Source organism: Pseudomonas sp. Irchel 3F3 (genome assembly GCF_900187545.1).
GTDB lineage: Bacteria > Pseudomonadota > Gammaproteobacteria > Pseudomonadales > Pseudomonadaceae > Aquipseudomonas > Aquipseudomonas fortuita.
In genome coordinates this window covers 471,492-496,394 of sequence record NZ_FYDS01000004.1, presented here as the reverse complement: position 1 = coordinate 496,394, position 24,903 = coordinate 471,492, and the positions used below count along the sequence as shown (strand labels likewise).

The window sequence follows — 24,903 nt, the reverse complement described above, 5'->3', positions numbered from 1 at the left end:
CGTGGTGCCCGGCTATACACCACCCCCTGGCCATCGCTTAAACAATGGCTATACAGGACACCCCGGGCATCGTCGGCTACCCCATAGCAGATTTCAGGGATGGTTATAGCTAATTCGAATTTGCCGTCATTGTGCCATTCCTCGATACTCGCTCGAATTTTTCTGACAAGGATGTTGCGCCTTGACCATCAACATAGCCATCGCGACGTATGATGCGATCGTTTTGGGGTGCGATAGCCTTTCGAGCATTGTTGAGCAGGCCATCCTTCCATTCCGTTACGGTGATGGTGTTTTCGCTCGCGATGCCCAAGGTAATGAGTTGATCGACGCCTCGGGTAGCAAGGTGGTGTCTCTCGCAAATGTTCAGCCTTTCGTTACCAACGTCTTCGGGGGCGCCCAAAAGATGTTTCTCCTCTATGAGGATGATGACACCTCTGTTGCCGCGGTAACGGCTGGCATGGCTACCCTTTCAGGCGTGACTATCGCGAGTATTGCAGCTCGGTTTCGTAAGAAAAACACGACTGAGCAAGCTTCGTTCACGACTGTTCGTGCGGTTGTTGAGGCTTTTTTGACCTACACGAGGGCCGAGTGGGAACGACAGTTCGACTTCGCGCAGGTGCCGGCAGAGCAACGCCCATACCTGCCTGATGTGCAGTTCATCGTTGGCGGGTATGGCAAGGATGACGAAACTGCTAAGGTGTTTAAGCTTTCGGTGTGTAATGAAAGCGTTGAGGAACAATTCACTTGGCAGACGCGCTCCGGCACCTGCTTTGGCGGGCAGGCTGATTTCGTAGAGCGCCTTCTGGTTGGGGTCGACCAACGGTTGATTCAAGGGGTGAACTATCGCGTGTACGCGGAGATGGGCAGTTATGCCTCACGGCTGACTGCAGGATTCGCGGAACAGCTCAAGCAGGCAGGTGTCGAGATCCCAGAGGGGTTTCAGTTCGACTTGCAGCAGGAATACATCGATCTTCCCTGGCGTGATTACGTTGCCAACATAGATTTTGCCAACCTACCCACTCAATATGCAGTCGATCTGGTTGAGCTTCTGGTCAACCTTCAGTCGGGTATGCAGCGCTTTGCGAATGGGGTTGCTACAGTTGGGGGACGTACACACGTTGGCGTCCTGAAACGTGGTGAGAAATTCGCAATGCTCAATGAGCCGAAATTGCAACATAACCATACGGGCTACTCACATGACTTATGAATATCGCGACATCTCAGGCCAGATCGGCGCTCCGCCCACAGCGGAGAGAGAGAGAGCGTGTGCGCTGGCTGCTGCGTACACAGTGCGAAGCGGCGCCATCCCTTCTTCGCAGGATCATAAGCAAGAGACCTCCAGCACTCGTATGGGGGAGCATCGACAAGCTACGTTTAGAAACGGCACAGTAGAGTTCGCGTAACGCACATGCTTGCAAAGGGCCCCATTAGGGGGCTTTTTTGTGCATGCTGTGCCAGCGAGCCCATGGGGACATTTCTGTTTAGGTATATGTTTAGGTATACAGTGGTGTATTCAGGCTATCTTGAAGCCCTATTTTGTTGGGCTAAGGGTGCCCGATTCGACTCCTGTCTCCGCACCAGAATCAGTTGGCCTATGGCGATTTCTCGCTACCTGGCACCAATAGAAGCCCGCCTTATGCGGGCTTTTTTGTTCCCGCTTTTTTCCCCACGGATCTGCGTGTTTTTGACTTTATGGTCCGCAGTTTTTCCCTTAGGGTTGCGCGTATTTTTAGATAATGGCTAGCTGTCGATCAGGTTTTGGCCAGTGTTTACGGGGTGAGAACCAAAATTTTTCTAGATAATGATTTTCCTGTTTAGAGATAATTACGCGCTGATGAAGGTCGCCCTGGCGCACCACCGTTTCGGTTGGATTCACCCAGTCGGCAATGGAAATGGGCGGGTGGTAAGGCTGCTGACCTATGCGCTGTTGATGAAGTACGGCTTCAACGTGAACACGGGTGGTCGGGTACTCAACCCCACAGCAGGGCTGGAGGCATAGTGTACCTATGTGCTGCAGGGCATCCGCGACGAATTGGAGAAGGTGGACAAGCTCACCGACTATGGCTACCTCACGAAGTGCATTCTGTTGCCGGCGGTGAGTTTTGCACGCAGTCGGGAGTGGATTACCGAGGCCGAGGAAAAGATTCTGGTCAGCGTCATAAAGATGAAGGTCGTGAAGTCGAGTGACATTGCTCAGGCACTCCCCGCGCTCACGGCTAACCAACCGACTTATCAGATCAAGGGTATGGTAGAGCAAGGCATGCTTCTGCCAATCAACCCAGGTTCGAGGCAATACACCATTGGCTTTTCCAAGAATTATCTGGTGCGTAGGGTCATCAAGGCACTGAGGGAGCAGGGGTTCATTCCAGAGCCACTCGACAGGCCTTGAATAATCGCAAGGTCGGCACTAATTCAGCTTGAGTTCGTCTCCTTTCGTGAACATTAAGGCCCGAATGTAAGCACGATGCTCGAATATCCCTGGGCCTGCCCCGTCACAGCGGACGCCAAGAAGCTGGCTACAGAGCCAACTGCCTTAAGCCTTTTGCGTATTCGTTCGGTGAACGGTAACCCAGTGCTGAATGCAGTCGACAGCTGTTGTAGAACCCATGGATGTAGCTGGCAATTGCCAGGTGAGCCTGTTTCTTTGTGGGGTAGACCGCGCAGGCTTCCTCTCTCTTCAATGTAGCGAAGAAACTCTCAGCTACGGCGTTATCCCAGCAGTTTCCTCTCCGACTCATGCTTTGCGCGAAGCCCTTCTTGGCCAAAGCGAGACGAAACCTGCTGCTCGCGTACTGGCGCCCTTGGTCGGAATGGAAAATCACTCCGTAGACGCCCAAACATGCGTTCCAAGCGTTCATGAAAGCGCGCTCGACCAAGTCGTCAGGCATCCTGTCCGCCAGGCTGTAACCCAGCACTTGGCGGGTTTGGATGCTCAGTACCACTGCCAGATAAAGCCAGCCCTCTTTCGTAGCGATGTAAGTGATATCACTGACCCAGGCTGGGGTGGAGCTTTGAGCGGAGAACTGGCGACCCAATAAATTGCTCGCCACTGGCAGCGCATGGTGACTGTCGGTGGTGCACGGTCTGAAACCGCCCTTGGATCGGCCCTGTATATGTTCTTCATGCATTAGCCGGTCAATGCGCTTGTGACCTACCGCATAGGCCTGCTGCCGTAGCGCCTCGACTAGCCGTGGTCGGCCATAGGTCTTGCGGCTAGCCGCGTAAACCTTATGAAGATCGATGCGAATTTGTGCATCCGGATCTGGACGGCCTTGGCGATGCTGATAGTCGTAAAACCCTGAAACCGAGACACCCATTACTCGGCACAACAGACGCACCGGGAACTGAGCCCGTTCTTCAGCGACGAAGGCGTATCTCACCTGGACTCTTTGGCAAAGAATACCGCCGCCTTTTTTAGGATTTCACGCTCCAGTTTCAGCTCGGCGTTCTCGGCTCGCAATCGTGCTAACTCGCTGTCCTCTCGGGTGATTGCGCGCCGGTCAGGAGAGCTCAACGGCTGGCCGTTGCGGGAAGCGTTGACCCAGTTGTCCAGCATTTTCACAGACATCTCCAGCTGGCGAGCAGCTTCCGTCCTGCCAAGCGTTTCAGCCAGCGCAACGGCCTGAATCTTGAACTCATCGGTGTAATTGCGGCGAGTGGTTGGGTACATGACAACCTCCAAGATAGCGATGTAAGTATCGCTTCTTGGCGTCCGTTGTCACGGGGCAGGCCCACCCACGCTCTGTGTGGGAGCGGCCTTGTGTCGCGAGAGGGCCGCAAGGCGGCCCCGGCAATTTCTTGTTCCACTGCTGAACTGCGCGCTGCAACACAGTTCCCTCTCCCCACGAACTCCTTTCAAGATACTTCGGAACAGCTCTTCAAAGCATGCGCAGCCGGGCAGTCGAACAGGTATCGCTACCCGGAACATTCCCCCGTACGTGTATGAGCCAAGTGTCTTGCTCAATTTCTAAAAGCTAGCGCGATCCCTGTGGGAGCGGGCAAGCCCGCGAAGGGCTGCAAAGCAGCCCCAATCAAGCCAGAAAACGTTAACTGACTGGCATTAGGGCTTGCCCGCGAACACGGGTGTTCCATGCGGTGTTTGCGACATCTCTTTTCGTACAGAGCCTAGTGCGGGCTTTCTTGCGCCTGTCTTTTCTCAGCAGCCCTGCGAACCTCGGACTTAACCGGTCCAACCCCTGTAGTCAGGGCTAGCACGCGACCAATGTTTAAAGGCAGCCCCTGTAGGGGCGGGTTTACCCGCGATCACGGGCGCAGCCCATGCCACCCACCACCTGACCCAACGCAAATAAACATGGCCCTATAACCCCAAGGCCAACCACAGGCAGTTCCTGCTTCCCAGGTGCAGCAACTACCTCTAGCACCCTTCCGCGCACTGTGGCTGCATAATCGGTAGTGTGGTGCCGGTTTTACCCATGCTGAAGATTTTAATCGGCAAGGCATTGCCGGTTTATCCTGTGTGCCCTATTATAATCAGCATTAAAATGCTGATTAATGGTGTCACGATGCCGCTCAGACTCACGATCCAGGCTTTCTCCGATGGTGCATGGAGCGATGCAGCGACACTCACGGTTGAGAACCCCGAGCGTGTTGCTGATGGAAGGTGCCTTGTCGCATACGACGATGACTACATCATCGCGAACTTTGATCGCATGGAAGATCGTTGCGAACTGGCCCTAAGCGTTAACCTTCCGTTGAACTGGGACCACCATGACGCCAAAGGGTATCCAGCGTTCCTCTACGACATCATTCCCTCTGGTGCTGCCAAGGAGTCTCTTGAATCCCGCTACGGGCGCCTTAAGCCCGAAGGCGTGGAAATGGGGCTGTACCTTCTAGAACGCTTCACGCCGGCCCCTATTGGGCATCTGCGCATCAAGGAGTCAGTGGAAGGCCTTCAGCCAGATCGGAAAGAGGCTTTCGCGCATGCTGAGGTCGTGGACAGGACGAACGAATTTCTTGAGTACGCCTATGAAACCGGCGCGGCGTTAGGCGGTGCTACCGGTGCCAACGGGCAAGCCCCCAAGCTGGTCATGACCGAAGCCCACGACGGTGCTCTGTACGCTGATGCGATGCTGCCCGATGACCAAGCGTGCCGTCACTGGCTGATCAAGTTCGCGCGTAATCGAGGCGGCGAGCGCGACCAAGACATCCTGCGAACAGAGTTTCATTACTACAAGGCGGTTGCTGCACTCGGCCTTGATACGGTTCCCACTGATGGTTTGGCGCTTGAAGAGGCAGTGAAGCCAAGCCTCTGGATGCCACGATTTGATCGCCGAGTAGTGGATGGCGTGTTGGAGCGGATACCGCTGGAGTCGGTGTACTCGATCTGCGGCATTACCGGCTACGCGCATCCGATGGCGCATGCCGAAGTGGTTCACCGACTGGTAGGTCTATGGATCGATAACGGCCAGCAGGATGAGGTGGACGACCTGGTGTTCGAGTACGTGCGGCGCGATCTGCTGAACCGCATTCTAGGGAACACCGATAACCACGGCCGCAACACCTCCATCATGCGTGTGGGTGGGCGGTTTCGGTTGGCGCCAATCTATGACCTCGCGCCAATGATCCTGGATGAAGAGGGCATCACACGGACGACGAAGTGGGCGGCGGAGCGCAAGGGGTCTTCTGATTGGCGCGACAACTGCGCTGAGCTTGTTGGTTACACAGATCCCGATGTTCTGCTGCAACGGTTGATGAATGCGGCTGAGGAATTCAGGGCGTTGCCCGATCTGCTGACCGATGCTCCTGAATCAATGCGCAATGCAGCCTCTCTACCCGTGAATAATCTGGATAAGCGACTCGTAGAGTGGGGACTGCGATGAAAAAACTACAGCCTGAAGAGCGCGCCCAGCTCGTAGAGGATATCGTCAAGCGCAACGCGGCGGGGCTGGATCCCATTGGGGCATCCATCCGCCGTCTGCGGCTCGAAGTCACCGGGCTTGACCAAGAGACCTTCGCGGCCATGTGCAAGATGTCCACGAAAAGCCTGTATGAATTGGAAAGCGGGAAGTCGAATCCGAAGCTCAGCACTTTGGATGCCGTGCTGCGCCTCTTTGGCGTGCGGATGGGTATGGTGATGACGGCTAAAGATAAGCCCACTGCAACGCTCGTCGGCAACAATGCTGGCCAGTTGCAGGCGGGTGGGCCAATCGCTGTGGCCGCGCCGCTGGCTGGTTCCCACGTGGTGGCCGGACCGAAAAGAGGGAAAAGCCCTGCTGCGGTCAAAGCGAAGAAGGCAGTGTCGAGACCGCCATCGCCACGGGCACGGAAAAGCAGTCAGGAAAAGTGAGATTGATGTGGGATGCAAATAAAGTCTCATCCCAATTTCATCTAACTGATCGATTGCAGCATTAAGTCTGGTTGCTCGCAGTAGTTCCAAACCACGACGGCATCGAAAGCAAAGCCAAAGGGAGCAGGCCAGTTGCTTGAGGTGGTGGGCAATATCTTCCAGCTCGTTCTCTCTGACTTTTCCTACGATCTCGAGCGGCTATTCACATAGCCCCGAACCTTGCATTGCAACCCCCGCAGCGATACCGTACTCAAGTCGCGGCCAATTCCGCGACCGGGTTTGGCGACCCGAACGAAAAGGCGCATCGGCGCCCCCGACCACGATTGCAGGCGCTTTTTTTGCGTCCGCAGTTTCGTGTAATGGCGGCTGTGCGTGGGAGACCTTCGGGTCTGCCGAGTTCCTTTTCCTCGGTTCGCCAACCTGCGTACAGCTGCCACCCTAATCGTTTGGCGACGGTTAGCGTGGTGCTTCAATCGAAAAGGACCGCATGCATGCTCATCTCAAGTCCATCCAGGATCCTCGCATTCGTTCTCCACCGTCGTACCTCGACAGTCCCCGGCTACCTCACCGTCAGCCAATCCCACTCCGTCCCCGGTCATTCGGAGGTACGCCATGACTGACCAAGAACGCCTCTCCACCATCCAAAGCTACGCCTGGACCCTCGAGCTACTAGGCGAGGCCCTGGTCCAGCACGATGAAATGCTGGAGTGCGAACACAACCCGCAATTGAGCTTTCGCAACACGGCCGGTATCCATCAGGCGATTCGGATCATCAGCCGGTTGGCCAGTGAGCAGTGTGGGAAGGTGATGGAGGGGAACGGCCATGAGTTGGAGGGTTAGAGGAGGTCGTTGATGAGTGGGGGCCAGATGTGGGGGTTGCAGCTGGCTCCTCTGTTGAGGCCGATGGTGGGTTATTCCTGCCAGGCCGGGGTATGGGGCTGCTGCGCAGCCCATCGCAGGCAAGCCAGCTCCTACACGGACCGCATATGGCCTGGAGTGTGTGCGTTGCTTGTGGCGAGCAATTTTCTACGAAATACGCAGTACATTCGTACCCTCGAAAACTTGCGAAAACAGCCACCCAGCAATAAAGACCCTCAGTCGCCGAATCAGCGACGCGACCTTGGCCGGTCGGAATCGAAAGGCGCATCAGCCCCCAGTCTTCATCGCAGGCGCTTTTTTTGTGCGGTCATTAGCGACTTCAATGTCAGCCAATCCCGCTTCGTCTCCGTCCAATCGGAGGCCCGCCATGGAGCAGAGTGGTCAGGCCCCGGCTGGTCAGGGTGGGGCTTTGCTGTTTGGCGCTTCCTGCGCAGTGCGCCGCCGGCTAGCTGTTGAGCAGGGCAGCTCTTCGTACGCCCTGTGTTTGGTGCGCAGGTATAGATCAGTCTGCATTGAGCCAGTCGACTTCCCGCTCCTGAATGATCAACCTCAGGTCACCTTGATGTGCAGCGGGGTAACAAGCCAGGAAGGCGCCGACCGGGTAGAGGTAATGAGATTCGACTGGGTGCCCGTCGGCGCTTGTAAGCTTGATATCACAATCAGGGCCTTCACACTGCGTCAGGTCGAAAGGTTGACCGGTTTGGGCATCGACAATTTTCCATAGGGAAGGATCGCTGGCTTTTATGGGCTGGACATCTACCACGCCATTGGCATTGGTGAATACGCCTTCGCCCAGATGCTCGCCGCTGCGTAGGTAAAGCCGATAGCCGCTATCAAAATGGCGGAAATACAGCACCAGCGATTGCGCACTGGCACCCCTGTCAAAGGTAATCAGCCCGCTGTCCCTACCTAGGTGCCAGTCTTCGTCTGAGCAATTGAACATGCCAATGGCACGGCCGCCATCCATGACAGGATTCAAATTGTTGATGGGACTGCTGAGAATAATTGGCCCTGTGCACATGCTGTCCAGGGTATTCAGGGGGCAGCCGGCAATTTGCAGGGTTGCGGTGAAAGAAAGTTTCTTGTGATCGGTCATGGTGCGTTTCCGGTTGGTGAGCAAGACGGACAGGCTAAGCTGACCTGAATGGCACACCCATCCGGAACTGGTTCCGCGCAGCGGCGGGAGCCGGGCTCTACTCGCGCATCGTGTGGGGCGCTGCTTCATGGATTAAGCCAGGCATCACCTTGGGTGGTCTTTTCGCTTCAGCGGTCAATACTTCCCTGTATACGCAGGCGTGTTCCTGGTGGCGCGCGCCGCTGGGAGGTGTCAGGTGAACAAGCTAACAATCGTGGGTGCCGGCCTGGTCGGCGAGGCGGCGGCGCAGATCATCGCCCGGGATGAGTTGTGCCGTGAACTGGTGTTGATGGATGTACAGGGCGAGCTGGCGCAGGGCAAGGCGCTGGATGTGTGGCAGGCCGCTGTGGAGTCTGGTTCCGATACCCGGGTCTACGGTGGTGCCCAAGCCGAAATGCTCGACGGTTCCGAGCTGGTGGTGATTACCGCAGGCGTGCCGCGCAAGCCCGGGCAGTCGCGCCAGGATGTGCTGAGTATCAACCTGCCCATTCTCGATAGCATCATGGCCGACATCAAACACCGTGCGCCGACAGCCACGGTGCTGGTGGTGTCCAACCCGGTCGATGTGCTGACTTATCGGGCCTGGAGCCTCAGCGGCCTTGGGCGCGACAAGGTATTTGGCCAGGCAGGGGTGCTGGATACCGCGCGCATGAAGTGCTTCATTGCCGAGCAGACCGGGTTTTCCGCTCGGGATATCACGGCGCTGGTGCTCGGCGGGCATGGCGACAGCATGGTGCCGCTGATGCGCTACTGCCAGATCGGCTCGGTGCCGCTGTCGCACTTCCTGTCCGATGACCAGATAGAGCGGATCGTGGAGCGCACGCGCAAGGGCGGCGGCGAGATTCTGGGCCTGAAGAAGCTGGGCAGCGCCTGCGATGCGCCGGGCGTGGCCATTGCGCAGATGGTGGATGCCATCGCCAATGGGCGAAACCGTATCTTGCCGGCTGTGGCGATTCTGGAGGGCGAGTACGGGCGCACGGATATTGCCATGGGTGTGCCCTGTGTATTGTCAGACCAAGGGCTGGCGCGGGTGATCGAGTTGCCACTGGATGCGCAGGAACAGGCGATGTTCGACCATTCTGCGGATCAGGTGGCGCGGGATATTGCCGAGATGAAGACGCTTTGAGCGATGGCCGTGAGGGGCTGCCTGGCAGCCCCTGCGCGGCAAACGCTGGCGCTACCGCTGGTAAGCCTTGCCGAAATGCCGCTCCAGCCGTGCCTGCACCAGCTCCAGCAGGATCGACAGCACCCAGTAGATCACTGCCGCCGTGGTCAGCATCTCCAGGTAACGATAGCTCGACCGCCCGTAGGATTGCGCAAGGAACATGACCTCCCACACGCCCATCACCGAAATCAGCGAGGAGTCCTTGAGCATCGAGATGAACTGGTTGGCCGTGGGCGGAATGATCACCCGCATGGCCTGGGGCAGGATGACGTGGCAGAAGATCTGCCGCGTGCGCATGCCCAGGGCCAGCGCCGCTTCACGTTGCCCGCGCGCGACGCCGAGGATCCCCGCACGGAAAATCTCGCTCAGGTAGGCCCCATAATTCAGCGACAACGCGATGATGCCGGCACTGATGGCGCCCGGGACCAGGCCCAGTTGCGGGAGGCCCAGGTAGATCAGCAAGATCTGGATCAGCAGCGGTGTGCCGCGAAAGAACGAGGTGTAGAAGCTGGCAACACCCACCAGCACAGCGCTGTTCGACAACCGCGCCAGCGCGGCGGCAAAGCCCAGCAGCACCGAGACCACCATTGAGCACAGGCACAGGAACAAGGTGAGCGCCGCGCCCTGGAGAAAGCCGTTAGGCCCCAGCTTGAAGCCGGCGAGGTTCGGAAACTTCTCCAGAATGATCGCGAACTTCAGGTCAAAGCTGAGGAAAAACGCCACAAACAGGCCGAACAGCGCCAGCCAGGTCAGCAGTAACCGGGTACGGAAGCTGAACAGGCCGGCGCCCGCCGGCTTGACCACGGGCTTGGGGGAGGGGGGGAAGCTGCTCATTTGCTGATATCGGCGCCAATCCATTTTTGCGACAGCTTGGCCAGGGTGCCATCAGCCTTCAGCTCGGCAAATACCTGGCGCACCTTGGCGTCCCACTCAGGGTCGCCTTTTTCGATGGCTACCGAGTTCGGCTCCTCATACAGCGGTGCGCCGGCCAGCTTGAAGCGCTTGTCCTGGCTCAGGCGCGGCTGCGCGGTCACCAGGTTGGTGAGGATGGCATCCAGGCGCACCCCAGCCCCCAGGCCCAGGTCCTGGAAGGCGACGTTGTCGGTGTCGTAGGGCGCTATCTGCACGAAGTCGAAGGGGTATTCGAGTTTCTTGTCTTCGTCGCCTTCAATGACCAGATTCTTGTTCAGGTAGCTCTCGTAGCTCGATGCACTGGTCAGGCCCACCTTGCGGCCCTCCAGGTCCTTGGCGCCATGGATGCGCTCATCCTTGGCATTGACCACGATCACCGCCGGTGAGGCGTAGTACTCCACCGGGAAGTCGAACACTTCGGCGCGGGCCTTGCTCGGGGTCATCGAGCAGATGCAGATGTCGTAGCGGCCGCTCCAGCGGCCAGCGGCGATCACGTCCCAGGACGGGGTTTCCAGGCGCAGCTTGACGCCCAGCTTGTCAGCCACGGCCTTGGCCACGTCCACATCGAAACCGTCCAGCTGGTTCTGGTCGTTGAGGAAGGAGAACGGCGGGTAGCTTTCCATCAGCACGTTGACCAGTTCCTTGCGCGATTCAACCCGCTCCAGCGTGGCGCCAGCAAAGGCCTGGGAAGCAGTGGCGAGCAGCACGAGGCCCGCACCGAGCACGGTAGAAAATCGCATGTACATACCTGATATGTTGGGCAAAGGAGTGATAGGGTATTTAATAGTTATAAACGTTCATGAACTAATGAATTTTATTCATAAGAACCTGCAGAGAAGTTATATGAAAGAGCGAGCGATGGTCATTCTCGACGGCGGCATGGGCCGTGAACTGCAGCGCAGTGGGGCGCCGTTCCGCCAGCCCGAGTGGTCGGCACTGGCGCTGAGCGAGGCGCCGGAGGCGGTGGTTGGCGTGCACGCAGCGTTTATTGCCGCCGGTGCACAAGTCATCACCAGCAACAGTTATGCGGTAGTGCCCTTTCACATCGGCGAGGAGCGCTTTGCCAAGGAAGGGCAGCAACTGGCCAATATCGCCGGCCAGCTCGCGCGGCATGCGGCCGATACCGGCGCGCACCCGGTAAGGGTGGCAGGTTCCTTGCCACCGCTTTTCGGTTCTTACCGCCCGGACCTGTTCCAGCCTGAGCGCGTGGCCGAGGTATTGCTCCCCCTGCTGCAAGGCCTGGCCCCTCATGTGGACTTGTGGCTGGCAGAAACCCAAAGCTCGATTGCCGAAGTGCGGGCCATTCATCAGCACCTGCCTGAAGACGGCCGGCCGTTCTGGGTGTCGTTCACCTTGCAGGATGAAGAGGTGGACGCTGTGCCTCGGCTGCGCTCCGGCGAGCCGGTAGCCGATGCCATCGAGGCCGTGATCGGCCTGGGTGCTGCGGCGGTGCTGTTCAACTGCAGCCAGCCGGAAGTGATTGGTGCTGCAATCGATGTCGCCCGCGAGCTCACCCAGCAGCACAACGCCGACATCGCAATCGGTGCCTATGCCAACGCCTTCCCGCCACAGCCCAAGGAAGCCACCGCCAACGATGGCCTGGATGAGCTGCGCGAAGACCTCGATCCACCTGGTTACCTGGCCTGGGCCACCGACTGGCGTGAGCGCGGCGCCAGTCTGGTAGGCGGCTGCTGTGGTATCGGCCCGGAGCACATTGCCGAGCTCAAACGTAACCTGGGCTGATGTTTCAGCGCGGGGCTGGCAGTAAAGCGCAGCGGTAATTTTTGGGAAATGCCTGAACTGACGCTAAGGTTTGGGCATCTCTCATTCACCACGCGGCGAGGGTGGTCGAGTCTTGACCGCTCTCACCTGATGCGCAGCGCTGAACACCAGGAGTCATACTGCCTATGAATGCAGAGCAAAAACGCAGGAGCACCATCAACCCTCCCGTTTTCTTTACCAGTGCCATTCTGGTGCTGCTGTTGGTGCTGTACGCCACGGTTTTCCAGGAGCACGCTCAGCGTGTGTTCGAAGACGTGCAGCAATGGATCATCACCAACGCCAGCTGGTTCTACATCCTTACCGTGGCATTGGTACTGATCAGCGTGGTGTTCCTGGCGGTCAGCCGCTACGGCGATATCAAGCTGGGCCCGGACCACAGCGAGCCGGACTACCCCAACAAGAGCTGGTTCGCCATGCTGTTCTCGGCAGGCATGGGTATTGGCCTGATGTTCTTCGGCGTAGCCGAGCCTGTGATGCATTTCATCAACCCCCCGGTCGGTGAGCCAAATACCATCGCGGCAGCACGTGAAGCCATGAACATCACGTTCTTCCACTGGGGCCTGCATGCCTGGGCCATCTACGCCATCGTCGCGCTGATCCTGGCTTACTTCAGTTTCCGCAACGGGCTGCCATTGACGCTGCGTTCGGCGCTGTATCCTTTGATTGGCGAGCGCATCTACGGCCCGATCGGGCACGCTGTGGATATCTTTGCCATTCTGGGGACGGTATTTGGCGTGGCCACTTCGCTTGGCTACGGCGTGCTGCAGATCAACAGCGGCCTGCACCAGCTGTTCGGTTTGCCCGTCAGCACCACTGTGCAAGTCGTTCTCATCGCCGCCACCTGTGCCCTTGCCACGCTGTCGGTGGCCAGCGGGCTGGATAAAGGCATTCGCATTCTCTCCGAGCTCAACCTTGGCCTGGCAGTGATATTGATGCTGTTCGTGCTGGTCGTTGGCCCGACCGTGTTCCTGCTGCAGGCCTATGTTCAGAACACCGGCGCGTACCTGTCCGATATCGTCAACAAGACATTCAACCTGTTCGCCTACGAACCCACCGACTGGATCGGTGGCTGGACCCTGCTGTATTGGGGCTGGTGGCTGTCCTGGTCGCCTTTCGTAGGGCTGTTTATCGCGCGTATTTCCCGTGGTCGCACCATTCGCGAATTCGTCTGCGGCGTGTTGTTCGTACCGGCGGGTTTTACCCTGCTGTGGATGACTGTGTTCGGCGACACCGCCATTCACATGATCCTGCACGGGGGTGTGAGGGAGCTGGCGGCGGTTGTCGATCAGGACAGTTCGCTTGCGTTATTCGCGTTTCTCGAACACTTCCCGTGGTCGACAACGGTATCGTTAGTGGCGGTGCTGATGGTGGTGGTGTTCTTTGTCACCTCCGCGGACTCCGGGGCGCTGGTGGTAGACATGCTTGCCTCCTCGGGCAAAGGCCACTCGCCGCTGTGGCAGCGGGTGTTCTGGTCGGTGACCATGGGCGCAGTTGCCATTGCCTTGTTGCTGGCCAACGGCCTGAAAGCGCTGCAGGCAGCCACCATCGCCAGTGCCTTGCCATTCGCGGTCATCCTGCTGGTGGCGATCTGGGGCCTGTTCAAGGCCTTGGGCCTGGATGCCACCCGTCGCGGCCTGCGCACCCAGTCGCTGCCTGGCCAGCGCCAGCACCGGCAGAATCACGGTGGCTGGCAACGGCGCCTGCGCAACATCGCCATGATGCCGCGCAGGGCCCACGTTACCCGCTTTATCAATGATGTGGTCAAGCCCGCCTGCGACGAAGTGGCCCAGGAGCTGCGCAAGCAAGGTTACGAGGTTACGGTTGAGGAACGCGACGATGGCCGGGTCACGCTCGAGCTTTCCCACGCGGGCGAGGGTCGCTTCAAATATGAAGTTCGGCCGCGTGCGTACAATACCCCTAGCTTCGTCCTTCGCGAATCTGACGATAACAACGATGCTCGCAAGTATTTCCGCGCCGAGGTGTATCTGCGTGAGGGCGGGCAGGACTACGACGTGATGGGCTGGAGCCGCGAAGATGTGATTGGCGACATCCTGGACCAGTACGAGCGCCACCTGCACTACCTGCACGTGGTCAGTTGAGCCCCTTACGTGCGGGTCAGGCGAGGTATGGCCCGCACGTAACCCAGCTCGCACACCAGCTCCACCAGCGTCTGCGTGATCACGGCAGCTGCTGCCAGGGTGCGCAAATGCTCGGGTAAGGCCAGTGCCAGCGGCAACACCACCAGCGAATTGCGGGTCGATGCGCTGAACATCACCGAACGCGCCTCGGTGGCTGGCAGGCGCAGCAGACGGGCCGAAACGAACCCGAGCGCTGGCGCCAGCAGCATGAAACCGATGTACACCGGGATCACCGGCAGCAAGCGGTCGAAATCGCGTAGCACCACGGCAATTTGCGAAGCGATCACAACCATCAGTACCAAGGCCATCGCCGGTACGGGTAACCACGCCCAGGCGTCATTCCAGGTTGCGACTTTACGCGAGTGGCGGGCACCGGCGCTGGTCAGCACCGCAAGGGCCATTGGCATCACGATCAGTAGCACGAAGGCTTCCACGAACGGGGTGATGGAGATGGCCACCTGGCTGCTGTCGCCCAGCATCAATGCCAGATACACCGGCAGCAGCACCAGTTGCACCAGCAGCAGCACGGGGGTGGCGGCCAAAGTCAGGCGCGAGTCGCCTTTGCCGATGTGGGTGAACACCACCACGTAGTCGATGCAGGGTGTGAGCAGTACCAGCAGGGCGCCGATGAGCAACGCCGGGTGTTCGACCAGCCCGCGGGTGATGCCCCAGACCAGTAGCGGCACCAGGATGAAGTTGGCGAGCAGCAGGGCAGCGATGAACCGGCGGTTGCCCAGGCCCTGGCGCAGGTCGAGAAAAGGGATCTGCAGGAACATTGCGTACATCAGCACGGCGATGGCGGGGGTGACCAGTGCCTCCAGGTGGCGGGCGCTGTCACTGGCCAGCAAGCCGAAGGCGATGGCGGCAAACACTGCGGCGAAGTAGATCAGGGTCTGATGGGTTTCGAGTTGTTCTCTGGTCAAGAGGAGGCCTGTGCTCAAAAGCTAAAGAGCACAGGGTAATCGTTGGCGGCATTGGGTGCTCGCCTGAATCATTGCTCTTGCGGCCTTGGCCCCCCAGCTACCTATATCTCATCCGGGTCGCTCAACCATGCGGCGTTACGCTCCAGAATGTTGAGGGTCAGGCGCATCCTCTCATCGCGCTTGGCAAATACATAGGTGTGCGCAGCGTCGAAACGCTTGTGGCGATGCAGGCACATACCGGAGGCACGCTCACGTAACACGCAGTGGAAGGCGTTCACAGGAATGTCCGAGAGTATCAGCGCGCCGTTAGGGCCGAGCAGCTCGAAGCAGGCGGGGGCGAGAGTTTGGGTTGGGTAGGCACCGATTTCCCCATGCCTGCCTCGGCTGATGCCTTTGCCGAAATGGTTGCCAGGCGTTCTTACATACAAGTAGTAATCTTCTTCGGAGTGGCGAAAGTACAGCGTCGGAGGGGGCGGCGCGTTTTCAACGGGCAGGTGGCCTAACAGGTGCGAGTCATCCCGCTCGCTGAACCTGCCACTGAAAACACCACCACCGCTACCTGCGAGCAGGATTCTGGCTGGCTGCCCCAGCAGCACATCCAGGAAGTTCAGGTGCGCACCTGGGGCACTGAGCTGGGCGATGAATGATTGTTGCCGGTGGCTATACATGGTGATGACCCTTGCTGTGGAAAGAGGCGATCTTAAGAGTCGCCTCCCACACCGCCGCAGCGGGTGATCGTTCCCTGATGTGAAAGCCCCGGCACTGTTTGCGCATGTGGGGCAAGCGACTCAGCGTCGCGCCCAGTCCACTCCGCGCTCGGTAATGTTCAGCCGTAAGCTGGTGGCAGGCTTGGAACGCAGGGTGATCAGATAGCCCCCTTCGCCATTGGCAATCAAATGGGTGGCCAAGCTTTGCCCGGACGCAGCGCACGCCAGGTTGATGATGGAAAAGTCGACAGCCATGCCTGCAAGGTCGAGGGGGTGCTGGGTGTGGGGATTGCGCATCTGCCACGGGGTCGGGTCGCTGCCCTCAATAGGGCTGACCATGGCAACGCCATATTTGCTTTTGAACACGCCTTGGCCGTCATGCTCGCCGCCCCTGATGTACAGGCGGTAGCCTTCAGGGGTGTGACGGAAGTAGAACAGCACGGGCGCCACGTCGCCTGTGACGTGAAAATCGACATGCCCTGCTTCTCGGGCATCGTCCCAAGCGTCATCGGGTGTGCTTAGCACGCCCAGTGCATGGGTCACGTCCATCAACCCCAGGTTAGTGTCGGGGTGGGCAACCCTGATGGTGCCTTCGGTGGCTTCGCTCAGGATGGTCAGGGGGTGACCGTTGACTAACAAGGTAGCGGTGAAGGACAGCGCTTGATGATCAGCCATTGCGGGCTCCAGGTGGGCGTAGTAAGGAGACCGCAGGCTAGGGCAGCCTCAGCGGGATGCCCATTTGGCCCTGTTTCCGATAGACATGAAAAAGCCCGGCACAGAGGCCGGGCTTTTCACATCAGGCTAATGCCAATCAGTTGCCGTACACCGGCAGCTTCTTGCAGATGGCCTTGACCTTCTCACGTACGGCGTCGATCACCGCTTCGTTGTTCAGGTCAGCCAGGATGTCGCAGATCCAGCCAGCCAGTTCCTTGCACTCGGCTTCCTTGAAACCACGGGTGGTGACGGCTGGGGTGCCGAAACGCAGGCCCGAGGTGACGAACGGCGAACGTGGGTCGTTCGGTACCGAGTTCTTGTTGACGGTGATGAAGGCTTTGCCCAAGGCGGCGTCAGCGTCCTTGCCGGAGATTTCCTGCTTGATCAGCGACAGCAGGAACAGGTGGTTCTGGGTGCCACCGGACACCACGTCGAAACCACGCTCGATGAACACGCTGGCCATGGCCTGGGCGTTTTTCACGACCTGTTGCTGGTAAGCCTTGAACTCAGGCTGCAGGGCTTCCTTGAAGCAGATGGCCTTGGCGGCGATCACGTGCTCCAGCGGGCCGCCTTGGGCGCCCGGGAATACAGCCGAGTTCAGCTTCTTCTCGATGTCGGCGTTGGCACGGGCCAGGATCAGGCCGCCACGTGGACCGCGCAGGGTCTTGTGGGTGGTGGTGGTGACCACGTCGGCGAACGGAACAGGGTTCGGGTACACGCCAGCGGCAACCAGGCCGGCAACGTGGGCCATGTCGACGAACAGGTAGGCACCGACCTTGTCGGCGATGGCGCGGAAGCGGGCGAAGTCCAGAACCTGCGAGTAGGCCGAGAAGCCGGCAACGATCATTTTCGGCTTGTGCTCGACCGCCAGGCGCTCGACTTCGTCGTAGTCGATCAGCCCGTTGCCGTCGATGCCGTACTGGATGGCGTTGTACAGCTTGCCCGACGAGCTTACCGAAGCACCGTGGGTCAGGTGGCCACCGTGGGCCAGGCTCATGCCCAGAATGGTGTCACCGGCCGACAGCAGGGCCAGGTAGACAGCTGCGTTGGCCTGGGAACCAGCGTGCGGCTGGACGTTGGCGTAATCGGCGCCGAACAGTTCCTTGGCACGGTCGATGGCCAGTTGCTCGACGATGTCGACGTACTCGCAACCACCGTAGTAACGCTTGCCTGGGTAGCCTTCGGCGTACTTGTTGGTCAGGACCGAGCCCTGAGCTTCCATGACTGCCGGGCTGGTGTAGTTTTCCGAAGCGATCAGCTCGATATGCTCTTCCTGGCGCAGGGCTTCTTGCTGCATGGCTTCGAAGAGCTCGGCGTCGTACTTGGCAATGGTCAAATCACGGCTGAACATGGCGGTCCTCAAGGATCGGGGTAGTTTGGGGGGGCATTCTAACCGATTGATTCGCGGCTGGCATATGAAGTGGCATCAAGTCGCGGACCAATGGGGCTCATGTTGCATCCCGCGCCGTGTCTGGGCTGGGCGGGCGTCCGAGTTGACTTTCAGGTCCGTTTTTTGGGGCGCATATGGCCCCATCGCCGGCAAGCCGGCCCCCACAGGATTGCGCTGGCCTTGAGGCTGATGCATCACTTGTGGGCGCTGGCTTGCCGGCGATGAGGCCAGTGCAGGTACCGCATCAATGGAACATGAACAGCGTTTCGTTGGAGAACTGCGCCTCGAACTGGTGTGCCGGCATCGGTCGGCCGAACAGGTAGCCCTGCACTTCGTCGCAGCCATGTTCGCGCAGGAACTCCAGCTGCTCGTGGGTTTCCACGCCCTCGGCGATTACCGCCAGGTTGAGGCTGTGGGCCATGGCGATGATCGCCCGGGCAATCTGCGCGTCCTGCTCGCCCTCGGGCAGGCCGTCGACGAAGGTGCGGTCGATCTTGAGCACGTCGATGGGGAACTGCTTGAGGTAGTTGAGCGATGAGTAGCCGGTGCCGAAGTCGTCCACCGCAATGCTCAGGCCCAGGTTTTTCAGGCTGGCAAGAATCTGCAGCGCCTCGCTCACCTCGCGCATCAGAATGCTTTCGGTCAGCTCCAGCTCCAGGCAGGCCGGCGGCAGGCCGCTTTCTTCAAGAATGTTGGCAATCCGCGTGCCCAGCTGGCCGTCGGAGAACTGCCGCGCCGAAATGTTCACCGACACTTTCGGCACCCGCACCTTGGCCTTGTGCCAGGCCTTGAGTTGGCGGCTAGCCTCGCGCAGGACCCAGTCGCCCACGTCCACGACCAGGCCCAGTTCCTCGATCACCGGGATAAAGTCGCCTGGCGGTACCAGGCCACGGGTTGGGTGGCGCCAGCGCAGCAGTGCTTCAGCACCGGTCAGGCGTTTGCCGTCGCCACTGAACTGCGGCTGGTAGTAGAGGATGAATTCGTTCTGCTCCATGGCGTGGCGCAGGTCGCTTTCCAGCTCCAGCCGCTCCAGGGCGCTGGCGTTCATCTCGGCCTGGTAGAACTGGAAGTTGTTCTTGCCGCGTTCCTTGGCGTGGTACATGGCGGTGTCGGCGTTTTTCATCAGCTGGCTCAGCTCGCTGCCATCCTGCGGGCTGAGGGCGATGCCGATACTGGCAGTGACGAAGAACTCGCGGTTTTCCAGCACGAATGGCCGCACCAGGCTGCCGAGGATGTTCTCGGCCACGTGGATGGCGCGGTTCAGTGCCAGCTCGCGGCTGGGGCGCGGTTGCAGTAACAGGGTAAATTCGTCGCCGCCCATGCGCGCCACAGTGTCGTCGTCATCCACGCAGGCCAGCAGGCGCAGGGCCATGTCCTTGAGCATGCGATCGCCCGCGGCATGGCCGAGGGAGTCGTTGATCGGCTTGAAACGGTCCAGGTCGAGGAACATCAGTACCACCCAGGCCTTCTGCCGCTCCGCCTGCTGCAGGGCGTTGTACAGGCGGTCCTGGAACAGCGTGCGGTTGGGCAGGTGGGTGAGGGCGTCGTAGTAGGCCAGGCGGTGAATGCGCTGTTCGCTGGCCTTGCGCTCGCTGATGTCGGTGAAGAAGCACACGTAGCTGGCCAGGTCGCCCTCGTCGTCCAGTACCGCAGTAATGCCGACCCATGCCGGGTAGTGGTCGCCGTCACGGCGCTTGAGCCACACCTCGCCCTCCCAGCTGCCGCGCTGGTGCAGTTGCTTGACCACATAGCGCAGGTGCCCTTCCTGCTGTTCGTCGACGGTGAGCATGCCCGGTAACTGGTCGAGCACTTCACTGACGGCATAACCACTGACGCGGCTGAACGCCTCGTTGGCCTGCACGATATAGCCGGCCGGGTCGGTGATGAGGATGGCCGAAGTGGAATGCTCGAATACCGTTGCGGCCATGCGCAGGTCTTTTTCGGCACGCCGTTGCTGGCTGATGTCACGGCCCACCCCAAGCACGCCTTCGAAGCGCTGGTCATCGTCCCACACCAGCACCAGGCGCAGTTCGATGGGGATCTTGCGACCATCGCCGCGCAGGCAGTCGAACACGAACAGCTGGGTCGGCAGCTGGCTGCGCAGCTGGGCCAGTTGAACCGGGTCGCCCATGGCCTTGCTCACGCGTTCCATCAGGCTGTAGATGCCGGTGAGCTGGGCCGGGTTGGCGACGATCGACTGCCAGCCGTTGGCGAAAATCCAGTCAGCCCGGTAGCCCAGCACGCTCTGCACCGAAGGGCTGACATAGTTGAGCCTGAGCAGGCTGTCGGTGGAGAAGATCACGTCGCTGATGCTTTCGGCGAGCATCCGGTAGCGCTGTTCGCTGTCGCGCAGCGACTGGCTGGCCTCGATCTGCACGGTCACGTCCTTGCCCACGCCGATGATGCGCGTTACCAGGCCTTCGGCATCACGGGTCAGCACCTGCTCGCGGATGTCATAGCAGCGCCAGCCGCCATCATGGTGGCGGAAGCGCAACTGGCAGTGCAGCGGTTGGTCATGGCCGCTGTCACGCTGTTGCTGGCGCAAGGCCTGATAGTGCGCGGCGTCTTCGGGGTGCAGCAGCAACTCCCAGAAGCGGTCGCCCATTTGCGCAAGCTCGGTACGGTCGTAACCCAGGGTCTGGCCAAGGTGGCGATTGCTGAAGATCATCCGCTGGCTGTGCACGTCCTGCACGTACAACTGGTCGGGGACGGTGCGCACCACATCCGACCAGAAGCTTTCACGCTCCAGCAGCGACAGTTCCACCTGCTTGCGGCTGGTGATGTCGCTGATGCTGAGAATGACTGCCTGGTAGTCGCGGCGCTGCTGCGGCAGGCGTGCCATCAGCCACAGATGCAACTCGCCGCCCAGCGGAGCCGGCAGGCGTACTTCCAGCTCCAGCAGCGGGCGTTGTTCGATCAGCGCGTCGATCAGTTGCATGCCGATGCTGTCGCGGCCATCGCCAGTGCCGTCGATCAGCCGCTGCCAGGCTCCTGCGTGGCAGTCGATGTTCAGCAGCTGGCGCGCGACCTGGTTGACCTCGGTGATTTTCAGTTCCAGCAGCAGCGAGCGACGCAGGTTTGGGTCCAGCGCCAGGCTGTGCTTGAGCGCGGCGCGGTTGCGCAGGTGGTAGCGGTCGAGCTGGCCAGGCAGGCTGGACAGATCGAGCACACACAAGGCCACGCCGGTGCCTTCGAAAATTTCCTGGTAACGCCGGCGGTCCTCCTGCAGCGCGCGCTGGCGGCGGCGCATATTGATCAGGGCCAGCACCGGCAGCAGGGCGCAGAACAGCACCAGCAGACACTTGCCGATCAGTGCAGGCAGCAGTTTCTGCTGGGTCAGTTGCGCGTCGAACAGGCCGCGCAGTTGCCAGGTGCTGTTGTCTATAAAGGCCAGCATCACGCTCTGCAGCGGCTCGCTGCCGGTGTCGGTTGGCGCGTGGCGCTGCAGTACCTCGCCGCTGCGGCTGTTTTCCAGCAGCCACAGGGGGTGGCCGGCGCCATCAAGGTGGGTGGTGAGGGTGCTGTAATAGTCTGGCGACAGGCGCAGCAGCCAGTAGCCACGGTCCTGCTCGGGGGACTGGCGCAGCAGCAGATAGAGGGTACGGTTGTCGGCTGAATTGGTGAAGAAGTACGGGCGGCCCAGGTTCAGCGTGAGCAACTCGCCGAGCAACTGGCGGTCGGGGCTGCCGGGCAGGCTGTCGGCGCGCAGTTGCCCTGCGTTGTCCAGCCAGGCCACGCTCTGCAGCGCAGGCAGGCGCTCGCGCAGGGTATGCAGAAGGCTCGGCAGGGCGGCAGGCTGCGGCGCATTTACGTAAGGCTGCAGCACATTCACCGCCTGCTGCGCCTTGAACGCCATGTTCAGGCTCAGGTGGTCGGCCAGTTCTGCAGTGGCATCCAGGCTTTGTTTGCGCAGGTCGGCCTGGGTGTGGTTGAACTGGGCGAAAAGCTGCCACAGCAGCAGGCCCAGCAGGATCAGGGCAAGCATCGCCAGCGCACCCTTGACCGACCCGCGCAGGGTAGCGGCGGGCGCCTGTGGCGCGGTACGCAATGTCGACGGATGAGTAAGGTTGGTCAAGCGTTGATCCTGCGATTGGGCTGGCGATGGCAGGGAAGGATCATGCACGGTGGCGCACTATAAGCCGGACACCCGAAACCGGCTAGCATGCCTAGGATTATGGCAAAGTGCCAGCCATGTTGACCGATGGTGCCTGCCCGGTGGTTCGGCAAGCCCCTGCAACCTGTGCGAGAATAGCCGCCGCTTCACATGACAACGCATCGGAGATGTTCGGTTTTGGTTACTCACTTTTCCTCCAATGGCCTCGATTCCGCCTGCGGGCGCAGCAGTCAGACCCTTGTCAGCACTGCCGTGACCGAGGACGTATCCTGCAAGTCTTGCCAGCGCTCGCTGGTCAAACCTGACGCTGGCGCCAGCGCCAAGAGCAAAGCGCCATCGCTGGCTGAACTGCGCAAGACCGCCAAAGCGGCAGCAGCGCCAGCGCCGGCAGTGGCTACGGCCAAGGCTGCTGCCAAGGTGGTCGGCACTGCGCCTGCGGCTGCCAGGCCGGCTCATGTGGCCGAGCAGCAACCTGCCCGCAGCGGCGGCTTCAGCGTGAAGTCCGCCTGGGCCGCGCGCCTGGCCGAGCAGGGCGACCGTTGCCGGTTGCCGCGGGGCAAGGCCAAACAGCGCCACGTCTGAGCCATCTCGGCTGCTGTGCCGGCCTCTTCGCGGCTAAAGCCGCTCCCACAGGGATATCACTGCCTTCAAGGGCAATGCAGTACCTGTGGGAGCGGCTTTAGCCGCGAAGAGGCCGGCAAAGCCAACAAATGCCCCCCAGGGACAACACCGATCCCACCCCACCCACGGCCCCTCCTATGCAACGCCGCGCGTTGGCGTAGAATGGTCGTCTTTGTCCAATGACACCCGAACACGCATCCCCCTGGCCATGCTGCCTGGGCGATCGTCGATGTCTTTACCTATCTGAATTAGAGGGCTTGGTTTTGGCTCAATACGTCTACACCATGCATCGGCTGAGCAAGGTCGTGCCGCCGAAGCGGGAAATTCTCAAGAACATTTCCCTGTCGTTCTTCCCAGGCGCCAAGATTGGCGTGCTCGGCTTGAACGGCGCCGGTAAATCGACCCTGCTGCGGATCATGGCGGGCGTCGACAAGGAATTCGACGGCGAAGCCCGTCCGATGCCCGACATCAACGTTGGCTACCTGCCGCAGGAGCCACAACTGGACCCGACCAAGACCGTGCGCGAAGTGGTCGAGGAAGCGGTCAGCGTGATCAAGGACGCCCAGGCCCGCCTGGACGAGGTCTACGCCGCTTACGCCGACCCGGATGCCGACTTCGACAAGCTGGCCGCCGAGCAGGCCAAGCTGGAAGCCATCCTGCAGGCCGCTGACGGCCACAACCTGGAGCGCCAGCTGGACGTGGCCGCCGACGCCCTGCGCCTGCCGGCCTGGGACGCAAAAATCGAACACCTGTCCGGTGGTGAAAAGCGCCGTGTGGCCCTGTGCCGCCTGCTGCTGTCGGCCCCCGACATGCTGCTGCTCGACGAACCGACCAACCACCTGGATGCCGATTCGGTGGCGTGGCTTGAGCGCTTCCTGCACGACTTCCCGGGCACCGTGGTAGCCATTACCCACGACCGTTACTTCCTCGACAACGTTGCTGGCTGGATCCTGGAACTGGACCGCGGCGCCGGCATTCCGTACGAAGGCAACTACTCGGGCTGGCTGGAAGCCAAGTCGGACCGCTTGGCGCAGGAATCCAAGCAGCAGAGCGCCCACGAGAAGGCCATGAAAGAGGAACTGGAGTGGGTGCGCAAAGGCGCCAAGGCTCGCCAGTCCAAATCCAAGGCCCGTCTGCAGCGCTTTGAAGAAATGCAGTCGCAGGAATTCCAGAAACGCAGCGAAACCAACGAGATCTACATCCCGGCTGGCCCGCGCCTGGGCGACAAGGTCATCGAGTTCAAGAACGTATCCAAAGGCTACGGCGACCGCGTGCTGATCGACAACCTGTCGTTCTCCATGCCAAAAGGCGCCATCGTCGGCGTGATCGGCGGTAACGGTGCTGGTAAGTCGACCCTGTTCCGCATGCTGATGGGCAAGGAGCAGCCGGACTCGGGCAGCATCGAGATCGGTGAAACCGTGCAACTGGCCTGCGTGGACCAGAGCCGCGAAGACCTGGACGGCGCCAAGACCGTGTTCCAGCAGATTTCCGACGGTTCCGACCAGATCCGCATCGGCAACTACGAGATCCCGTCGCGTACCTACGTTGGCCGCTTCAACTTCAAGGGTGGCGACCAGCAGAAGTTCGTCAAGGACCTGTCCGGTGGTGAGCGCGGTCGCCTGCACCTGGCCCTGACCCTGAAGGAGGGCGGTAACGTCCTGTTGCTCGACGAACCGTCCAACGACCTCGACGTCGAAACCCTGCGTTCGCTGGAAGAAGCCCTGCTGGACTTCCCGGGCGCCGCGATCGTGATTTCCCACGACCGTTGGTTCCTGGACCGTGTGGCTACTCACATCCTGGCGTACGAAGACGACTCGAACGTGGTGTTCTTCGAAGGCAACTACACCGAGTACGAAGCCGACCGCAAGAAGCGCCTGGGTGATGCTGCTGCCCAGCCGCACCGTGTACGGCACAAGAAACTGGCCCAGTAAGCCGGCGTTCTGATGCACAAGAATGGGGCCCTTCGGGGCCCCATTTTTGTGCCTGCCATACGCGGGTAAACAGCTTATGGGGCGCGTTCTTTGTATACACTTATATAAAACGCACCAAATAATTTCAAAAAAACGACATTTCGCCCTATTCCAGTGCGATTGCTTCTTGGTACATTCGAAAAAAA

General features: G+C 60.1%; 19 protein-coding genes and 1 pseudogene. 10 read left to right on the top strand and 10 right to left on the bottom strand.

All coding sequences use genetic code 11. The features are described 5' to 3' along the window. Nucleotides 1-181 precede the first annotated feature (181 nt). Together CKW35_RS10985 and CKW35_RS10980 are read left to right on the top strand one after the other, a co-directional pair. Nucleotides 182-1,207: a hypothetical protein gene (locus tag CKW35_RS10985; RefSeq protein WP_095115897.1), complete on the top strand. Its 1,026-nt coding sequence runs from the start codon at nt 182-184 to the stop codon at nt 1,205-1,207. Between the two features lie 618 nt (nt 1,208-1,825). Then, nucleotides 1,826-2,389: pseudogene (locus tag CKW35_RS10980) on the top strand (Fic family protein); the annotation flags it as partial. A gap of 127 nt (nt 2,390-2,516) precedes the next feature. Here CKW35_RS10980 and CKW35_RS10975 read toward each other — a convergent pair. Together CKW35_RS10975 and CKW35_RS10970 are read right to left on the bottom strand one after the other, a co-directional pair. Then, nucleotides 2,517-3,380 carry an IS3 family transposase gene (locus CKW35_RS10975; RefSeq protein WP_095115895.1) on the bottom strand — a complete coding sequence of 288 codons (864 nt, stop codon included), beginning with the start codon at nt 3,378-3,380 and terminating at the stop codon, nt 2,517-2,519. Next, complete coding sequence (locus CKW35_RS10970) at nt 3,377-3,670, bottom strand: transposase (protein WP_095115893.1); 294 nt, start codon at nt 3,668-3,670, stop codon at nt 3,377-3,379. The genes CKW35_RS10975 and CKW35_RS10970 overlap by 4 nt, the downstream gene beginning before the upstream one ends. A 763-nt stretch (nt 3,671-4,433) precedes the next feature. On the opposite strand from CKW35_RS10970, the gene CKW35_RS10965 reads away from it, so the two are divergent. The 3 genes from CKW35_RS10965 to CKW35_RS10955 all read left to right on the top strand — a co-directional run bounded on the left by CKW35_RS10965 (nt 4,434) and on the right by CKW35_RS10955 (nt 7,147). Continuing rightward, nucleotides 4,434-5,840 carry a type II toxin-antitoxin system HipA family toxin gene (locus tag CKW35_RS10965; RefSeq protein WP_256583386.1) on the top strand — a complete coding sequence of 469 codons (1,407 nt, stop codon included), beginning with the start codon at nt 4,434-4,436 and terminating at the stop codon, nt 5,838-5,840. Next, complete coding sequence (locus tag CKW35_RS10960; protein WP_095115891.1) at nt 5,837-6,307, top strand: helix-turn-helix domain-containing protein; 471 nt, start codon at nt 5,837-5,839, stop codon at nt 6,305-6,307. The genes CKW35_RS10965 and CKW35_RS10960 overlap by 4 nt, the downstream gene beginning before the upstream one ends. 612 nt (nt 6,308-6,919) lie before the next feature. Then, complete coding sequence (locus tag CKW35_RS10955) at nt 6,920-7,147, top strand: hypothetical protein (RefSeq protein WP_024717660.1); 228 nt, start codon at nt 6,920-6,922, stop codon at nt 7,145-7,147. A 541-nt stretch (nt 7,148-7,688) separates the two neighbouring features. Here CKW35_RS10955 and CKW35_RS10950 read toward each other — a convergent pair. Further along, nucleotides 7,689-8,282, bottom strand: coding sequence for a hypothetical protein (locus CKW35_RS10950; RefSeq protein WP_095115889.1), 594 nt, complete (start codon nt 8,280-8,282; stop codon nt 7,689-7,691). Between the two features lie 235 nt (nt 8,283-8,517). Here CKW35_RS10950 and CKW35_RS10945 point away from each other — a divergent pair, with 235 nt between their 5' ends. After that, nucleotides 8,518-9,447, top strand: coding sequence for a malate dehydrogenase (locus CKW35_RS10945; protein ID WP_095115887.1), 930 nt, complete (start codon nt 8,518-8,520; stop codon nt 9,445-9,447). 51 nt (nt 9,448-9,498) lie between these two features. On the opposite strand, the gene CKW35_RS10940 is transcribed toward CKW35_RS10945, so the two are convergent. After that, nucleotides 9,499-10,320, bottom strand: a complete 822-nt coding sequence (locus tag CKW35_RS10940; protein WP_095115885.1) for an amino acid ABC transporter permease — start codon at nt 10,318-10,320, stop codon at nt 9,499-9,501. Next, nucleotides 10,317-11,138, bottom strand: coding sequence for an ABC transporter substrate-binding protein (locus tag CKW35_RS10935; RefSeq protein ID WP_023047457.1), 822 nt, complete (start codon nt 11,136-11,138; stop codon nt 10,317-10,319). Before CKW35_RS10935 ends, CKW35_RS10940 begins: the two co-directional genes overlap by 4 nt. 118 nt (nt 11,139-11,256) lie before the next feature. Between CKW35_RS10935 and CKW35_RS10930 the strand changes: the two genes are divergently transcribed. After that, entirely contained in the window at nt 11,257-12,141 is an 885-nt protein-coding gene (locus tag CKW35_RS10930; RefSeq protein ID WP_016484812.1) for a homocysteine S-methyltransferase family protein, read from the top strand. 164 nt (nt 12,142-12,305) lie between these two features. After that, on the top strand, nt 12,306-14,279 hold the full coding sequence (locus CKW35_RS10925) for a choline BCCT transporter BetT (protein WP_060519445.1): 1,974 nt from the start codon (nt 12,306-12,308) through the stop codon (nt 14,277-14,279). A 5-nt stretch (nt 14,280-14,284) separates the two neighbouring features. On the opposite strand, the gene CKW35_RS10920 is transcribed toward CKW35_RS10925, so the two are convergent. From CKW35_RS10920 to CKW35_RS10900, 5 genes are all read right to left on the bottom strand, one after another. Next, nucleotides 14,285-15,241, bottom strand: coding sequence for an arsenic resistance protein (locus tag CKW35_RS10920; RefSeq protein ID WP_016484814.1), 957 nt, complete (start codon nt 15,239-15,241; stop codon nt 14,285-14,287). Between the two features lie 101 nt (nt 15,242-15,342). Then, the gene (locus CKW35_RS10915) at nt 15,343-15,909 is read right to left on the bottom strand and encodes a hypothetical protein (protein ID WP_016484815.1); all 567 of its coding nucleotides are present in this window, start codon (nt 15,907-15,909) and stop codon (nt 15,343-15,345) included. 120 nt (nt 15,910-16,029) lie between these two features. Next, nucleotides 16,030-16,623, bottom strand: coding sequence for a hypothetical protein (locus CKW35_RS10910; protein ID WP_016484816.1), 594 nt, complete (start codon nt 16,621-16,623; stop codon nt 16,030-16,032). 136 nt (nt 16,624-16,759) lie between these two features. Further along, nucleotides 16,760-18,013 carry a serine hydroxymethyltransferase gene (gene glyA / locus CKW35_RS10905; RefSeq protein WP_012270418.1) on the bottom strand — a complete coding sequence of 418 codons (1,254 nt, stop codon included), beginning with the start codon at nt 18,011-18,013 and terminating at the stop codon, nt 16,760-16,762. Between the two features lie 283 nt (nt 18,014-18,296). Continuing rightward, a complete protein-coding gene (locus CKW35_RS10900; RefSeq protein ID WP_016484817.1) occupies nt 18,297-22,127 on the bottom strand; it encodes a bifunctional diguanylate cyclase/phosphodiesterase in 3,831 nt (1,276 codons plus the stop codon). Between the two features lie 216 nt (nt 22,128-22,343). On the opposite strand from CKW35_RS10900, the gene CKW35_RS10895 reads away from it, so the two are divergent. Together CKW35_RS10895 and ettA are read left to right on the top strand one after the other, a co-directional pair. Then, a complete protein-coding gene (locus tag CKW35_RS10895) occupies nt 22,344-22,748 on the top strand; it encodes a hypothetical protein (protein ID WP_016484818.1) in 405 nt (134 codons plus the stop codon). Nucleotides 22,749-23,050: 302 nt separating this feature from the next. Then, a complete protein-coding gene (ettA, locus tag CKW35_RS10890) occupies nt 23,051-24,718 on the top strand; it encodes an energy-dependent translational throttle protein EttA (RefSeq protein WP_016484819.1) in 1,668 nt (555 codons plus the stop codon). The last annotated feature ends 185 nt before the right edge of the window (nt 24,719-24,903 follow it).

Bases quoted from the DNA above. Each gene is read 5' to 3' on its own strand.
- glyA (WP_012270418.1), bottom strand. From the start codon at position 18,013: ATGTTCAGCCGTGATTTGACCATTGCCAAGTACGACGCCGAGCTCTTC.
- CKW35_RS10970 (WP_095115893.1), bottom strand. From the start codon at position 3,670: ATGTACCCAACCACTCGCCGCAATTACACCGATGAGTTCAAGATTCAG.
- CKW35_RS10925 (WP_060519445.1), top strand. From the start codon at position 12,306: ATGAATGCAGAGCAAAAACGCAGGAGCACCATCAACCCTCCCGTTTTC.
- CKW35_RS10940 (WP_095115885.1), bottom strand. From the start codon at position 10,320: ATGAGCAGCTTCCCCCCCTCCCCCAAGCCCGTGGTCAAGCCGGCGGGC.
- CKW35_RS10950 (WP_095115889.1), bottom strand. From the start codon at position 8,282: ATGACCGATCACAAGAAACTTTCTTTCACCGCAACCCTGCAAATTGCC.
- CKW35_RS10915 (WP_016484815.1), bottom strand. From the start codon at position 15,909: ATGTATAGCCACCGGCAACAATCATTCATCGCCCAGCTCAGTGCCCCA.
- CKW35_RS10955 (WP_024717660.1), top strand. From the start codon at position 6,920: ATGACTGACCAAGAACGCCTCTCCACCATCCAAAGCTACGCCTGGACC.
- CKW35_RS10910 (WP_016484816.1), bottom strand. From the start codon at position 16,623: ATGGCTGATCATCAAGCGCTGTCCTTCACCGCTACCTTGTTAGTCAAC.
- CKW35_RS10965 (WP_256583386.1), top strand. From the start codon at position 4,434: ATGCTGAAGATTTTAATCGGCAAGGCATTGCCGGTTTATCCTGTGTGC.
- CKW35_RS10935 (WP_023047457.1), bottom strand. From the start codon at position 11,138: ATGCGATTTTCTACCGTGCTCGGTGCGGGCCTCGTGCTGCTCGCCACT.
- CKW35_RS10930 (WP_016484812.1), top strand. From the start codon at position 11,257: ATGGTCATTCTCGACGGCGGCATGGGCCGTGAACTGCAGCGCAGTGGG.
- CKW35_RS10960 (WP_095115891.1), top strand. From the start codon at position 5,837: ATGAAAAAACTACAGCCTGAAGAGCGCGCCCAGCTCGTAGAGGATATC.